Origin of the sequence: Pedobacter suwonensis (assembly GCF_007833675.1) — a bacterium.
In the GTDB taxonomy this organism is placed as follows: domain Bacteria; phylum Bacteroidota; class Bacteroidia; order Sphingobacteriales; family Sphingobacteriaceae; genus Pedobacter; species Pedobacter suwonensis.
The window spans coordinates 356673-372022 of sequence record NZ_CP031708.1; the positions used below are offsets into that span (position 1 = coordinate 356673).

Annotated in this window: 15 protein-coding genes; 4 read left to right on the top strand and 11 right to left on the bottom strand. The window is 39.6% G+C overall.

Going from position 1 to position 15350, the window contains the following annotated elements; translation table 11 throughout:
- Positions 1 to 28: 28 nt before the first annotated feature.
- Genes DV942_RS01375 through DV942_RS01385 form a run of 3 tightly spaced genes read right to left on the bottom strand, consistent with a single transcriptional unit; the run spans position 29 to position 2070 of the window.
- Positions 29 to 820, bottom strand: coding sequence for a hypothetical protein (locus DV942_RS01375; protein ID WP_145854638.1), 792 nt, complete (start codon positions 818 to 820; stop codon positions 29 to 31).
- A 25-nt stretch (positions 821 to 845) separates the two neighbouring features.
- The gene (locus DV942_RS01380; protein WP_222431144.1) at positions 846 to 1475 is read right to left on the bottom strand and encodes a carboxypeptidase-like regulatory domain-containing protein; all 630 of its coding nucleotides are present in this window, start codon (positions 1473 to 1475) and stop codon (positions 846 to 848) included.
- Between the two features lie 10 nt (positions 1476 to 1485).
- Positions 1486 to 2070 (bottom strand): hypothetical protein, encoded by a 585-nt coding sequence (locus tag DV942_RS01385; RefSeq protein WP_145854641.1) that lies wholly within the window; start codon positions 2068 to 2070, stop codon positions 1486 to 1488.
- A gap of 221 nt (positions 2071 to 2291) precedes the next feature.
- Between DV942_RS01385 and DV942_RS01390 the strand changes: the two genes are divergently transcribed.
- The 3 genes from DV942_RS01390 to DV942_RS01400 are packed head-to-tail and all read left to right on the top strand — an operon-like array spanning position 2292 to position 5484.
- Positions 2292 to 4295, top strand: coding sequence for a tetratricopeptide repeat-containing sensor histidine kinase (locus tag DV942_RS01390; protein WP_145854643.1), 2004 nt, complete (start codon positions 2292 to 2294; stop codon positions 4293 to 4295).
- Positions 4288 to 4917: a response regulator gene (locus DV942_RS01395; protein WP_145854645.1), complete on the top strand. Its 630-nt coding sequence runs from the start codon at positions 4288 to 4290 to the stop codon at positions 4915 to 4917. Before DV942_RS01390 ends, DV942_RS01395 begins: the two co-directional genes overlap by 8 nt.
- A gap of 30 nt (positions 4918 to 4947) precedes the next feature.
- Positions 4948 to 5484, top strand: coding sequence for a hypothetical protein (locus DV942_RS01400; RefSeq protein ID WP_145854648.1), 537 nt, complete (start codon positions 4948 to 4950; stop codon positions 5482 to 5484).
- A 143-nt stretch (positions 5485 to 5627) separates the two neighbouring features.
- On the opposite strand, the gene DV942_RS01405 is transcribed toward DV942_RS01400, so the two are convergent.
- The 3 genes from DV942_RS01405 to DV942_RS01415 all read right to left on the bottom strand — a co-directional run bounded on the left by DV942_RS01405 (position 5628) and on the right by DV942_RS01415 (position 8456).
- Positions 5628 to 6080: a hypothetical protein gene (locus DV942_RS01405; RefSeq protein WP_145854650.1), complete on the bottom strand. Its 453-nt coding sequence runs from the start codon at positions 6078 to 6080 to the stop codon at positions 5628 to 5630.
- 242 nt (positions 6081 to 6322) lie between these two features.
- Positions 6323 to 7015: a response regulator transcription factor gene (locus DV942_RS01410; protein ID WP_145854652.1), complete on the bottom strand. Its 693-nt coding sequence runs from the start codon at positions 7013 to 7015 to the stop codon at positions 6323 to 6325.
- Entirely contained in the window at positions 7002 to 8456 is a 1455-nt protein-coding gene (locus DV942_RS01415; protein WP_145854654.1) for a sensor histidine kinase, read from the bottom strand. The genes DV942_RS01410 and DV942_RS01415 overlap by 14 nt, the downstream gene beginning before the upstream one ends.
- 109 nt (positions 8457 to 8565) lie before the next feature.
- Here DV942_RS01415 and DV942_RS01420 point away from each other — a divergent pair, with 109 nt between their 5' ends.
- Positions 8566 to 10950 (top strand): outer membrane beta-barrel family protein, encoded by a 2385-nt coding sequence (locus DV942_RS01420; RefSeq protein ID WP_145854656.1) that lies wholly within the window; start codon positions 8566 to 8568, stop codon positions 10948 to 10950.
- 643 nt (positions 10951 to 11593) lie between these two features.
- Here the strand turns inward: DV942_RS01420 and DV942_RS01425 are convergent.
- From DV942_RS01425 to DV942_RS01445, 5 genes are all read right to left on the bottom strand, one after another.
- Positions 11594 to 12295 carry a sulfite exporter TauE/SafE family protein gene (locus DV942_RS01425; protein WP_145854658.1) on the bottom strand — a complete coding sequence of 234 codons (702 nt, stop codon included), beginning with the start codon at positions 12293 to 12295 and terminating at the stop codon, positions 11594 to 11596.
- The gene (locus DV942_RS01430) at positions 12292 to 12723 is read right to left on the bottom strand and encodes a FixH family protein (RefSeq protein ID WP_186462391.1); all 432 of its coding nucleotides are present in this window, start codon (positions 12721 to 12723) and stop codon (positions 12292 to 12294) included. Before DV942_RS01430 ends, DV942_RS01425 begins: the two co-directional genes overlap by 4 nt.
- 126 nt (positions 12724 to 12849) lie before the next feature.
- Complete coding sequence (gene ccoG / locus DV942_RS01435) at positions 12850 to 14229, bottom strand: cytochrome c oxidase accessory protein CcoG (RefSeq protein WP_145854662.1); 1380 nt, start codon at positions 14227 to 14229, stop codon at positions 12850 to 12852.
- Complete coding sequence (locus DV942_RS01440) at positions 14213 to 15181, bottom strand: cbb3-type cytochrome c oxidase N-terminal domain-containing protein (RefSeq protein ID WP_244950799.1); 969 nt, start codon at positions 15179 to 15181, stop codon at positions 14213 to 14215. Before DV942_RS01440 ends, ccoG begins: the two co-directional genes overlap by 17 nt.
- Complete coding sequence (locus DV942_RS01445; RefSeq protein WP_090979490.1) at positions 15168 to 15350, bottom strand: hypothetical protein; 183 nt, start codon at positions 15348 to 15350, stop codon at positions 15168 to 15170. The genes DV942_RS01440 and DV942_RS01445 overlap by 14 nt, the downstream gene beginning before the upstream one ends.

The window sequence follows — 15350 nt, forward strand, 5'->3', positions numbered from 1 at the left end:
ATACGGTTTTTTTGGGATTCCGTAATGACTATTTCGTAAAGCCAGCAACCTGAAAATTACTAACCAGTACTCTCGCATCATTATCATATTGCCATGGTGCCGAGATATAAAAGTTTTTAGCCGCTGTAGGACTGAAAAGCACAGTATCGGCAAGTTTAACATTATCAAGATATACCGCCATTCGATCACCATTTACCGATAACACAACATGCAGTGGACGGTTGAGCCATGGCTCGAGGTCAAAGGTGGTACTCACGAATGTTTTAGGCTTATCACTGCCGATATTTACCTGATCGGTATCGTAATAATGCAGTTGTACATAGGTCCCGATATTGCTGTCGTACTGGCTGACACTGTTATCGCCAGCAAAGCCGAACGACATTGGAGCAATGTCTTTGATCTGATCTGCTTTTGCAATGATATCAAAAGATAAGGTAAATTGCTTAGGGTAATTGAACTGGCGGGAAAATTTATAAATTGCCTTATCTTTTACATCCATCCATTTACCTTTTTGACCATTCATGGTTACAATATTAGCTACACCGTTTGTTTTGAAACTATTGGCTGTCGCACCGGTTTCAAATGAAGAAAAATCTTCTGCAAACAGAACCGAATCCCCAATAGCAACATTGCCGCTTCCTGAGTTAATTGCTGTTTTAGATTTCTTAGATGCGGCATTTTTGTCAATCTTTTTTTCAAGAGCTTTTTCAGCTTTCGCTTTGGCCTTTTCAAACAATCCGCCGAGTTGGGCATGTACCTCAATACTTGAAATCAATAGTATTAAAATTGTTATTGTTATATTTATTTTTGCCGTTTTCATAGGACTGGAGATTATGAGTTATCAATTAGTGTAATTTGACCTTAACTATTTCGCCGTTTTCCTTTACCTCCACAAATGTTTCAATGCGGTCCTGTATATTTTTGAAATATTCTTTCTTCTGATAATAATCCGTTCTTCCGCCATAATCGTTATAACCCGAACCTGTATAGGCATTATAAGTACCTCTTAGCGTATAATCTAACATACCTTGTAAAAAATATTTACCTGGCTTCATATCCGGGAACGTAAATTCACCGTCGCTATTGGTGATGGCTTCTAATCTATAACGGTAAGCTTGGTCAGAGAGGTAAACAAAGCGTTTTCTTTTGATATTCTCTTTATCTTTTCTTAGTCGGTACCATTCCTCAAAATAAGGTGTTACGGGGAGTAGAACCACGGTAATTTTATTGGCAAGTATGCGCGGAGAAAAAGGAACGCTATAGCCTAACGGATGTTTCTGCTTGGTATAGGCAACCCCCTTGATAACGGCCGTGCCTTTAGCCAGCATCTTTTTTGCCAGCAAAGAGTCGAAAGGCATTTCCGGGCGGAAGATCTCTGCTTTATCTTTTTTCTCTGGTTCTTTGTACTGGGCATTAATCGCTGTTATTGCTGATAACATACAAAAAAGTGTAAGGGCATATTTTTTAAGCTTCATGATATTGATATTAAGGATTAATAATTGTTTCGTAAGGAAGATTAAATGTACCATCGGTAATGCTGATGGCCTCTCCGGCCAGGTTTCTTACCGTACCGGAAAAAGTTCCTTTGATACCGGTTTTGCTTATGGCCTCAATTTTCACGGTAAATACATCGTCGCCATAAGAAGTATTGTAAATCAGCGTGCCATCACTTTTCTGGATAGCATAACGTGCGATCATATTTTCTCCAGGTGTAGCGTAAGTACCCGGGGTAATATTGCCGCCAATTTTCCAGATCTCAAAGTCCAAAGAAGGCGAGGCGGGTCCCGATGCCGGATAAGAAGTCTCATGACCACCAATAACGATATGCTCGAACCGGTTATCATTGCCACCGCCCTGAAAATTAACTTTATAGAAATTGATCGCTTTACCGCCCACTTTTGCACGGAGATAATAATCGCCGGTAGTTTCACCAACGCCGTCATCTTTTTTTGAACATGCCGAAAGGCATGTGATGATCATGATCAAACAAAGGATTGCCCAAAAACTGCCAGATGGATTTCGGATCGGGTTAGCTTTAGTTAAAAAAGCTCTCGAGGATAATATTTTCATAGTTTTATGCTATTTATGGTATAAGGGCAAAGCTATTGCAAGTATTGGCCAAAAGAAATACCGGTTTTTACCGTTTTTCTTCTACTGGTTTTCAGGTATTTTTCATTACTACAGGATGAAATGATGGCGGGTAAAGAATTATGTATGATATTTAACGATAAATTTGCTTACTGGCGAGATCAGCTCCTCTTCAGCCTGGCAAATGGTGTAAATTTTAAAGCATGACCAGATTTTTTTTATTCCTGATAGCGATTTTGATCTCATTTCAATCTGTTGGCCAACAACAGGTTCCGCTTAATGAGCAGCATTATCTCGACAGCCTGAAGCATATTCTACAGAAAAAAATTCCAGACAGTTCAAGAGCAAATACGAATTTTCTCTTAGTAGAATATTGGAAATTCAAAGATACCTTGAAAAGTAAAGCTTATCTGGAAGCAGGTACTGCTGCCGCAAAAAACGATAAATATTTAAATGCACTGGCACTTTTCTATAAAGGACAATATTATTTCAACTGGAATAAACCGAAAGCATCCGATGCTTTTAAAAGAGCAGCAGAAGCACTTTCGCCATTTAACACGAAAATTGCCTACGCCAAGCAGGCTGCATCCTGGTATAACTACGCTATCATGAACGTAGATAAAATGGGTTATGATTTTATCACAAAAATAACTTTGGAAAAGTCTATTCCCATTATAGAGAAAACCGGCGACCCAAAACGTATTGCCTATTATTATACACAGCTTGCCACTATTTTGATGAATAACTACCAATTTTCGAAAGCGGCAGCTTATAATGAAAAAGCCATAACTTTACTGGAAAAAAAAGGCGCTGTTGATACCGATCTGTTATTTTCCTATCTTACCGGGGTAAGTATCTACTGTTACGATAACAAGGCCGACAGGGCTCATGTACTTTTGGAAAAAGCACAACAGTTACTAAAGCCCTATCCTTCCTCTTTAAATTATCCGCTATACTATTATAATGAATCGCTTTACTATTTCACAAAATCATCATTTGACAAATCACTTGCAAGTATAGACAAAGGCATTACGCTTGCTAAGAAATACAACCAGAAACAACTCTATCAACAGTTTTTCTTCCGCAGATATGAGATTTATCAGCAGCAAAAAGACTATGTAAAAGCGAGACAAATTTTACTGGATATCATTAAGGAAGGTACTTTAACTGCCAAAATTAATGACCGGGCCATGCTTTATTCGGAACTGGCCAAAGTAAATGAAAAGCTGGGGGATTATAAAGAGGCATACCGCTGGCTAAGTAAATACCGGCAGAGCAATGACAGCATAACCAATAACCAGACCAAGGTAAAAATCAATGAACTGGAAACGAAATATAGAACCGCGAAAAATCAGCAAAAAATACAGACCCTGCAATCGGAAAATAAGCAGGTACAGCTTAATGCCCGCAACGAACGTTTGTATAAGTTTATACTTGGTTTAGGATGCCTTTTTCTGCTTCTTTTATTGGTATTCGTTCTGCTCACCGCACGGAACCGACGCAAACTGGCAGAACAAAAAGAGATTAATTACAAGCAACAGCTGAATGAAATGGAGAGAAAACAACAGCTGAAGATTACCAAAGCCATGCTTGAAGGTGAAGAGTTGGAAAGAGAGCGGGTGGCCCGGGACCTTCATGATGGCTTAGGCGGAATGCTATCGGGTGTGAAAATTGGTCTTTCAGGCTGGACAGATACCCAACCGGCGATCTCGAACGATAAGGACCTGCATCGCATTATCGGACAACTAGATACTTCAGTTACGGAGTTACGTCGCATTGCCCGCAATATGGTGCCGGATACGCTACTTAAATTTGGGCTTGAAACGGCATTGAAAGATCTTTGTGAGTTCTATATGCGTGATGGATTACGCATAACCTCTGAAATGTTTGGCATTCAAAAAAATATTGCAATGAATGTGCAGCTCAATATTTACCGGATTGTGCAGGAACTTATCTCTAACGCAATCAAGCATGCGCAGGCAGATAACATCCTGCTGCAGTGCAGCCAAAACGAAAATACTATTTTCATCACTTTTGAAGATAATGGCCGGGGTTTTGATATGGCCACGCTTTCGGAGAAGAAGGGAATGGGGCTGGATAACCTGAAGAACCGTATCGCATTTTTGCAAGGGAAATTTGAAGTGCATTCTGCTCCTGGCGAGGGAACAAGTATAGATATAGAACTTAAAACCAATATCAATGAATAAACTGCGTACGGTTATTGTAGATGACCACCCTATTGTTATTGAAGGACTGAAAACCTTGCTTAAAAATGAAGATAATTTGGAAATTGTAGGCGGTTTTTCAGACGGCACCGGGCTACTTTCTTATTTAAACACCAACCCGGTAGATCTGATACTGCTGGATGTCACCCTGCCGGATATCAATGGAATGGACCTTTGCCAGATGATCAAAGAAAGATTTTCCACCATCACCATACTCATTCTGAGCAACCATACAGAACGGAGTATTATTATGCAAACCATACAGAACGGTGCCAGTGGCTACCTGCTCAAAAACAGCTCACTTGATGAACTTCGGCAGTGCATTGCATCAGCAGTAACAGGAAATATCTGTTACAGTAAGGAAGTAGTTGAAATTATCAGCCGTCCGACTAAAAACCAGTTGCGCAATACGCCACAGCTCACCAGAAGGGAAAAGCAGATCCTATCACTTTTAGCAGAAGGAAAAACGAGTCAGAATATTGCCCAGGAACTATTTTTAAGTCCGCTGACAGTAGATACGCACCGGAGAAACCTGATACAGAAATTCGAAGTGAAGAATGTGGCCGAACTAATAGCAGCCGCTCACCAGCAACAATTGTTGTAAAACTACACTAATATTTATTTCCCCTACCCTATGAAAACGATCGCGTATAAATTGACATTGTTCTTTCAGCTTTTGTCATTATTTTCATTTGCACAGCAAAATGCCGGACTTAAAACCCTTTTAAATAAAAATAAGGAGTTTATTTTCCCTCAAACGCCAGAGAAAATCTCTGCAGTATTAGGTGTGAAAGCTGTTTTCTATGAGGATGCCAACGACGATGCCTATGCAAAATGGCTAACCAAATCAGGGCTGGAACTATACTGTAACCTAAGGGAAGACAAAACCATTACAGAAATGTTTTTTATCGTAGCTGATGATCAACCTATTGAGGTAGCGGGCCTGCCATTTAATCTGGTAATGAATAAGACAAGTCCTCAAGAAAGCATATTAAAGTTCAGTAAGTATAAAATCAGGAAAGAAAAGCTGGGAGAAGGCAGTCTATATCCCAGAGGTTTAAAATTGTATTTTAAGAAGGATGATCGTTTTATCACCCTTCTTTTTGACAATAAAAACCTACTTAAGTGTTTATCGATTACAAAAGAACTTATCGATTCTTCTGTTAATTAATTTAATCATTTTAGAAGCTATTCATATACCACTTTTAAAAAATAAAAATGATTATTGGATATTTATTTGCCCATTTTTTTTATAAAAAAAGTCGAAAGCAAGTGTTCCGACCTTAAAATAATTTCTTATTTAATTTTAAATGTTTACCATGGAACAACGACAGTTAAAGATATTGACGACCACGTACTTGCTGCTTCGAACAATCCTCTTCTGTAATCCGGGCTTCCCATCAAAGGATTTTCAGATCTGTCATAGTAAACCTGGATCATTTCTAACAAATCATCATAGGCGGGGCCGGAAATCTGAAAAGATTTCTTAGCTACCGTTTGCGTTTTCCCATTAACAGTTTCCTGTACCCATACTGTCCCTACATCAGCCAAAGTCACGGTAAAGGCATCAATATCATTAAATGCGGCTTTGAAACCAGCATTGTAATCAACACTTTCAAGTGGCCACCAAACAGTTGAGACCTTATTAAATCCTAATCCGAAAATAGAATTTCCAGATCCTCCACCTGGACCAACCTGAGCAGAAACGTTGTTTGTATGCAAGATTCCAATGCAAATAACAAAAGCGATAATAAATAATTTTTTCATATTAAATTTCAATTTTGGGTAAACATATCTAAATCTAATAAATAAAACAAAAATGTAAATGTAAAATTCATAATCTGAGTTAAAGTAATACATTTGGGGTAGTATGTCAGTATCAAAATAGTAGTCTATTATGATCGGCACTTGTTAATTAATGTTGGGCATATAAAGCAAAATATCCTAAGCACTTTAGCTATGAGCCTTTAACTAAACAAAAGTTAAAACATTTTTTCATTCAATATCAATCAACAGATCAGCTTATAACCCACTCCCCTTAAACTCATGATCTGAACTTCAGGTTCGGTTTTTAACAGCTTGCGAAGGTGCGCCATAAAAACATCCATGCTACGGCCATTGTAAAAACTATCTTCACCCCAAATTTTGATCAATGCATCCTCACGTTCCAAAATGCTGTTGCGGTTCTTTAGTAGCAATTCGAGCAGAACGGTCTCTTTATAAGACAGCGAATATTCGCCAACAGAAGTTTTAAGCTTTTGGCCAACAGGATCGAGTTCACAGTTTCTGAACCGGTATTTTTTATCCAGCTCATTTTCATCTTTATTCACTGCACCAAACCTGTTTAAAAGTGATTCCATGCGCACCAGCAATTCATCAATACTAAATGGCTTTTTCAGGTAATCATTTCCCCCGCTTTTAAACCCTTTCACTACATCTTCGGTAAGTGCTTTTGCGCTTAAAAATACTATCGGAATATCAGGGTCCGATTTCCTGATTTCGGCAGCCAGCGTATAACCGTCTTTATGCGGCATCATGATATCGAGGATACAGATATCGGGTTTGTTTTCCTGAAATTGCATCCAGGCCAGTTGTCCATCCAAAGCCAGGTTTACGCCATAACCGCTACTGCTTAAGCCATCAAAAACAATACGTGCCAAAAATGGCTCATCTTCTGCATACAAAACCTTAATTTTCTTCATACAAAGGCAAAATAACCATAAAATTACATCCTTTTCCTGCTTTGCTGTACAACTCAACACGGCCACCATGCAACGCTACCACCTGTTTTACATAGTGAAGACCTAAACCAGATCCTTTTACGTTATGTATGTTATCCTGATTAAAAATCCTGAAAAAGCGCTCAAAAACCTGCTGCTGATAAATTTCATTTATCCCGGGGCCATTATCCTTAAAACTGATTGTTAACTGATTACCAGCAATACTACAGGAAACATCAATTCTAGCATGAGGGGAAGAATACTTTACCGCATTATCAATCAGGTTGTAAAAAACATTCGAAATATGCATGGCATCGCCTTTAATAAATAACGGTTCATCTATCGGCAAAAAGATAATCGAAGCATTTTTCTCTTGTACCTGTACCTCCATCGCATGAATGACCTGTTGGATTATTGGCTGTATATCAATCAGGCTGAACTGCAATTTTGTTTCTCCCAGATCCATCTGCTCCTGTTTAAGCACCTTTTCGATCATGGCCTGCAAACGCTGTAATTCGTGGACACTGATATTAATGTAATTCTCCAGTTTTTCCGGCTGGTCTATTAAATGATATTTTTTTATGGACTCCAGGGCTACCGAAATTGTTGAAATCGGGGTCTGTAGCTCATGTGTCATATTACTGGTAAACGCTAACTTCGCCTGTGCATAAAGCTGCTGGTTTTTCATCAGCCTGATAAGCAGGTAAAAGGCTGCGGCCGTAAGGAAGAGCATTAGAAAAGATGATATAAGGTAATACCGCATTTGAAAAACAATCAGCCAGGTAATCGAAGGAACAATAAGTTGATACCTATTCTGAAACTTAAGGTTATAGGTATATTTACCACTTACGAAAGAAGAAACGGTTTGAGCAGGCAGCTGTCCCTTTATCAACCTCCCGTCCGAATAGTCATAAAGTGCATAATTTCTATTGATATGCCAACCCAAATGATCCAGCCGATGGTTTACCAAACTATCCATTATCTTTAGGTCACGCTGATCTTGCAATAAAACTTCCCGTTGCGATTTTCCATTAGTGACAGCTGAAGATTTATGATCGAATTTTAATTTAGCATCATTAAGAAACGACATTTTCATTTCTACGACCGAGCTATCATTGGTAATCCCATAATGGAACTGGCTTCGCAAATTATCAACCTTTAGTTCGTCAAAGGCCTGCCTTAATGCTAACCACTCCTGAGAAAGGAAAAACTGTTGGAAACGGCCACTTTTTTCGTGTCCTTTAGCGATACTTCGATAGGTTATCTGCTTGGAGGCATCACTGACTATGGATTCCAATTCTGTGGAAACCGATTTTTTTTGTGCCACGTACAACTGTCTAATCCATGCACACTGCAAACAGAGGCTGATGGCCAGTGTAATTACCGCCAATGGAAAAACATATCTGGATGTGAGCCATTTCATTCCCCTAAAATGAACAAATCATTTAAATGATGGAAGCACAGATTGAAGATTTAACCTTATTTAACCGAGCTTAACTTTGCTTTACATGGTGAGCCATTAGTTTTGGAACATGAAAAAGTTAGTCTTCCTCCTATTCTTCTGCCTCCCGTTCATGGCTTTTGCTCAATTACGTAAAGGTTTGGTAACCGATAAAAATGGTGTACCCATAGATGGGGTAACCATTAGCCTTCGGCATGCAGACTCTACTTTAGCCGTGCAGCTTTCTAAAACAGGTCTATTCAGTTTCCCACAGTCATTAAAAGGCACTTACAACTTAGCGTTAAAGGCCGTCGGCTATAAGAATCTGACGAAAAGGCTTGATTTGCCGATCGATTCCGTTATCATTATAATGGCCAGTGATGAGAAAACACTGGAGCAAGTAACGGTATCGGCTTCAAAACCGGTTATTGTTAGAAAAATTGACAGGGTTATATTCAACGTCGAAAATAGTATTGTAGCCAGCGGCACCACTGTATGGGATGCATTGGGTAAAGCTCCAGGTGTACAAACAAAGTTTGATGGCGGAATAACAGCTAACAATAAAGGAGTAGTCATTTATATGGACGATAAACCGATTAGGCTATCCGGCGAAGATTTGGCTGCTTATCTGCGCAGTTTACCATCCGATAATATTTCGAAGATAGAAATTATTGCCAATCCAACAGCCAGATATGATGCACAGGGTGGTGCAGTAATTAACATCATTTCTAAAAAGCCAAAGGGTGATGGATATAATGCGGTACTGTCCGGCGGTTATACTCAATCCACTTACAGCAGCTACAATCCAAGTATGGTATTTAATTACCGGAAAGACAAGATAAATGTGTATGGCAGCTATGGTTACAGCCACCGTAAAAAAGATCATAGTGAAAGCGAATATGTTATTTTCGATTCACCAGCAAATTATGCAGACTGGAGGAATGAAAAATCAGGCATACGCATGGGCAATGCCAATAGTTATAAAATCGGTGCAGATTACAATCTTACAAAACAACAGGTAATCGGTATTTTGGTAAATGGCTACAACGGCGCAAACAACAGATCGAACCGTACACTAACGAATATCGTTAACAACCACGCTGCACTACCAGATTCGATTCTGCAAACCGAAAATGTTTCTGATGGGAAAGCAAGTCAATATAGTTTTAATTTCAATTACAAAATCAAATTAGATACCAACGGACGGAATATTAATGTGGATCTGGATTACGTGCCGTACCAAAATAAGAATAGCCAGCAGGTGGATACATATGGGATTTCGGGGAATGGTATTCCACTGCCAAATCAGTATCATATTTTTACACCGTCTAATCAAAATATTGACATTTACTCTGGAAAAATTGATTATACGGATAAATTTTGGAAGAAATGGACATTTGAGTCTGGCTTAAAATATAGCAGCATCCGGACGCGAAACAGCTTTGATTTTTATAACAATCCGGCTACTGGTCTGCAATTGGTAAGCAGCCGCAGCGACCGTTTTGAGTATGCCGAAAATATATCGGCCATTTACGCCAGCATTACCGGAGATGTAGGCAGGTGGAGTTTTGAGGGCGGGTTGCGTGGCGAATACACCCATACAAACGGCAAGTCGATTGCATTAAATACCAATAATCAGAATCACTATTTTAAGCTATTCCCAACAGTTTTTGTAGCATATAAGCTGAATAAAGATAATGAAATCAATCTTCACTATAATTCGAGGATCAGCCGCCCGGAATACTGGAGACTTAATCCTTTTAAATCTTACACCAGTCCTTACACCTACCTGGAAGGAAACCCTGCCCTGCAACCTGCGTTTATATACAACGGCGAGCTGGGTTATACCTACAAACAACAATATAACATTTCATTTTACCTCAGGCGTGTGGTTGATTATTTTAGTAATATTACCGTGCAGGATAACACCTCAAAACTTTTTTATGATACCCAGAGAAATCTGGATCTAAGCCAGGAGATTGGCTTCTCAGCATCTTTCCCAATTAAAGCGGCCGATTGGTGGGAAATTAATAATTATGTTCAGGGCTCTTATCGCCAGGAAAAGTCGGGATATTTACAAGCAAGATATGACTACCATGTTTGGGGCATTTATCTGAGTTCTAACCACGCCATTACCTTAAATAAGGCCCATGGTTTAAAGGCAGAAGTCAGCGCATGGTACTCTTCGCCTACCATACAAGGCATTTACAAACTGGCAAAACTTTATGATGTAAGCGCAGGTATGAGCAAAAGTATCTTTAAAAGCAAAGGGACTTTAAGGCTGGCAGTAAACGATATTTTCTATAGTAATGTTTATCGTATTGATGTAAATTATGACAACCAACGAAACGGCTTTGTTGAGAAAAGCGACACGCGAAGTGCTACTTTGAGTTTCTCTTACCGGCTGGGCGGAAACCCGACAGCGGCCAGAAAACGGACTTCGGCAAGTGAAGAGGAAAAGAAACGTGCACAGTAGAACCAGTTCATTGGTCATTAGTTTATTTGCAACCCAATTTATTGCGTGGTGTCTGATGTTTCCATCTGACACGACGAAAAACGCTAACATAAATTATTTATATTTTAGAAAAGCAGTACCTGTAGTGTTTCGGCTTTACCAGTCCCGCCCTGTGCTTAATCCCGATTAGCTCATCGGTAAATATTGCGTGGTGTCTGATGTTTCCATCTGACACGGCGAAAACACTAACATGAATTATCTATATTTTAGAAAAGCAGTGACTGTAGTGCTTCGGTTTTACCAGTCCCGCCCTTTGCTTAATCCCGATTAGCTCATCGGTAAATAGGATGACTACTCAAATCGGGATAACATTGCCGGTCGGGTTTATCTCACTCGGGCACACCGTTCTAACCTCCAGCGATGGCCATAGTGCCACTGCCAAGATACTGTTTGTGCTTAAGGGTTACTCATGCTTGAATATAAAAGCTTGGTTTCAAAAGTACAAGTCAGCCCAACCGTAGTTGTCCGTAGCACTAAGACTTGCGCTAGTATAGACTTGGGCTTGGTCAACTTAAAAGGCACAAGTCAGCCTGCCCGTTATCAAGGCAATAATACTTGCGCTGGCATAGGTTTCTCTACTCCAAACTCCTAACACCAAACTTATCTATCTACACTCTATCGAATGACCGTAGGTACCTGTATTTTTTGGTGAAAGAAATGGAATGCCCAAATCCGCGGAGCGTAAAATAAGTAAAGCGCCCATAAATAGCATAAACCAGGGAATCAGTCTGTTGGTGTTAAAACGGATGTACTTTTTCAAAAAAATTCCCCCAAGCGAGATCATCAGCATGAGTGGCGTAGTCCCAAGGCCAAAAAGAAACATGAATGTAGCACCAGATTGCACATTCCCGGTATTTAAGGCCGTTGCCAGAGCCAGGTAAACCATACCGCAGGGAATAACGCCATTAAGCATACCTGCGAATAATGCCCATAATTTTAAATTAAAAACCTTGCCCATTAGTTTACTGAGTGGACCCATCGCCTTCAACTGGAGGGCAGAGAACCGTTTTCTATAACGTTTATTAAATTGCAAAGCTGTGAATAGAATCAATATCAAGCCTATAAAAATACTCAGGGTTTTTTGATCGCTGAACAGGTTTATACTGCTCCCTACCAGGCCAACCAGCAAACCTAAAATGGTATAAACCGTAACCCTACCTAACTGATATAAAAGCAGTTGAAATGCGCTATAAAAAAAATCCTGTTTTCTGAAAGGCATGCCCAGCATAATGGGGCCGCACATTACTGCGCAATGCAGGCTTCCGAATAGTCCCATCAAAAATGCCAATGGCAAATAGCCCGTCATAGGGTAATATTATTTTTAAACAGATATTTCTTACCGGCGTTGTTACGCCAGGAAAGGTTAAGGAACCACATCCCCTTAGTCATTTTGGCCCGATCTACCAGAATAAGATTTGATGTTCCGGTTGTAGTTCCTTTTAGTTTAACATCGTCATTACTGTCGGCTGGACGCATGAGTAAAAGGTCATATTGTGCGTCATCTTTTAATTGTATAACTATCTGAGTACTGGTGATGGTAATTTTAGGTTTAGCATCATCTTGCAACACATTCTGTTTGGCATCGAATTCTGCATTGTAGTTGATTCCCTTTTCGTAATAATTCTCTTCAATCAGGGCGTCTTTACCGTGCATATGGAACATATAAATAACCATTGCCACAATAAAGACCATAAATGCAAACATCCCCATTACTATTTTCGTTCCCCAGTTCATATTCTTTATTTTAAGTTTGAATGAGTGAATTTTTAATGAGAGAATGTTTAAAGCCAAATCGCACATCAATACTCAATCATTTTATAATTCAATCATTCTCTAATTTTACCGCTCTATCATTTACCCTCAATCATTCCCTTCCGGCTGCGCGAAAAAACTCGTTGTTGCGGTACTCACCACTTCGCCATTGGCAATCACTTCGAAAACTGCATCAGTTTTATATTTTTTAACCGAATTATTTTTTCTGATCAGAAAAAAGGTCAAGTGTGCAGTACCCTCTTTTGGCAGTACTGTTGCCTTTTGGATAAAGTCGATCTCATCAGTGCTATTCTGCGGCCTGAAAGTAAATTTAACCTCCTTATTGGTTTTGTTTACCAGTTCTGCATTGTAAAGGTTGCTGGTTTTATCTGTTCCCCTGTTTTGATACAATGTACCACTGGCTCTTAAAACGGTAGTCTGAATATTTTCCCTTTTATAAATGAGTGAAGAGAAAACCATTAACACCACCAATAAAACAGCAGCATAACCATAAGATTTTAACGCAACTTTATAAGGTTTACGTTCTGCGATAAAATCCTGGTTAAAGAAACCGATCAGGTTTTTAGGCTTGCCTAATTTTAGCATCACCTCATTGCATGAATCGATACAGGCCGTGCAATTCACACATTCGAGCTGGGTTCCCTTGCGGATATCAATCCCGGTTGGGCAAACCTGCACACATAGCCCACAATCAATACAATCACCTTGTTTGCTCTCATGTGCATTTCGCTGCATATGTCCACGGGGCTCACCCCTGGTAAAATCATAAGCTACCACCAGGCTTTGGTTGTCAAGCAAAACACCCTGGAGCCTACCATAAGGACAGATTACCGTACACACCACCTCACGCACATAGGCAAATACGCCATAAAAAATAAAGGTAAACAGACAGATGGATATAAAACCTGAAACATGTTTGACGATCGGTTCTGTAATGATTTTAATCAGTACATCAGAGCCAATCATATAAGCCAGAAAAGTATTGGCAATGGCAAAAGAAATGATCAGGAAAATGAAATGTTTGCTTCCTTTTTTCCATACCTTTTCGACGGTCCAGGGACCTTCGTCAAGTTTCTTTTGCCTGTTTGCATCACCTTCTATCCAGTATTCTATCCTGCGGAAAACCATTTCCATGAAAATAGTCTGCGGACAGGCCCATCCACACCATAGCCTGCCCAACACTACTGTAAAACAGACAATGAAGATAATAAAGATGAGCATGGCTAGTGCAAACAGGTAAAAATCCTGTGGAGTAAAAATTAACCCAAAGAAAACAAATTTCCTTTCGATAAAATTCAACAGTACCAATTGCTCGCCATTGAGCTTTAAAAAAGGGCAGGAAAACAGGAACAGCAAGAGTATATAACTTACCCATTTGCGGTAAGTATACAGTTTACCCGACGGTTTTTTAGGGTAAATTGGTCTTTTGTCCCTGCTTTTATTTCCAGGTTTATTTTTTGGTAACATCGGCTTGATTTACACTGTCTTTTGCGGTCTTCATCTCATTGTCTTTCACATCTTTCGCTTCGTACTTTTCGCCTTGCGGGGCTTTCGCACCGGCAGGATTGCTTCCGTGTAAAGAAAGGATAAAATTGGCCACTGCACTGATTTGTTTAGGGTTAAGGTTTTTCTCCCAGCTGATCATTCCTTTCTCAGGAACACCATATTTAATGGTCTTAAATACATTGTTGATTCCGCCGCCATGCAGCCAGTAATCGTCCGTTAAATTAGGACCGATCACGCCCTGTCCCTTATCGCCATGGCAAACCACACAGTTGGCATTAAAGATGGTTTTTCCTTCTTCCAGTACTGTAGGCGTATTATCAGCCTTTACTGAATTTTCGTCAATGGTATTGGCTGATTTTTCCAGGTAAGCTGCCTTTTCTACCTTAGCTTTAGCCATTTCATTTTCATATTCCTTATCCTGCAATTCGCCATACCCACCGATGTGGTAATAAAAGAGATAACATGCAGCAAAAATCATGGTGCCATAAAACAGGAAGTTAAACCATGCCGGTACCGGGTTATTCAACTCTTTAATACCATCGTAAGCATGATCAATAACCAGGTTCTTTTCTTCTTCAATAGGCTTTAAACCTAACAATTTTGACCAGATAGATGGTTTTACCGTTTTCTGTTTCAGCCAGCTGTCATAATCAAGTGGCGATTCTTTTACCGGGCCTGTGTATTTGGTTGGATTTAACTGCTCCTGGTACATTACTTTAAACGCATTAAGCAGCGTTATCGAAACAAAAAGCAGCACAAGTGCGAATAACAATAGCAATACAATGAGTAACTCTGATTGGTTAAGTCCTAATCCTGGCTGAGAAGGTGCTATTGCTTCTGCTGTTTTTTGATCTGCCGCGTAAGTGGCCGCCGATAAAAACAGTGAAAATAATAATAGTTTAATCTTCTTCATATGGTTTGGTTTTGTGGTCTTGAAAAGGGATTTCGCTCATGGTTTTAATATGATTCTTGCTTAATTTGAAGAGGTAAACCCCAACAATTACAAAAAACAACATGAACATAAGCAGAGAGGTAACGAGGTATATTTCGCCGCCAGCTAAATCTTTTATCTGATTGAACAT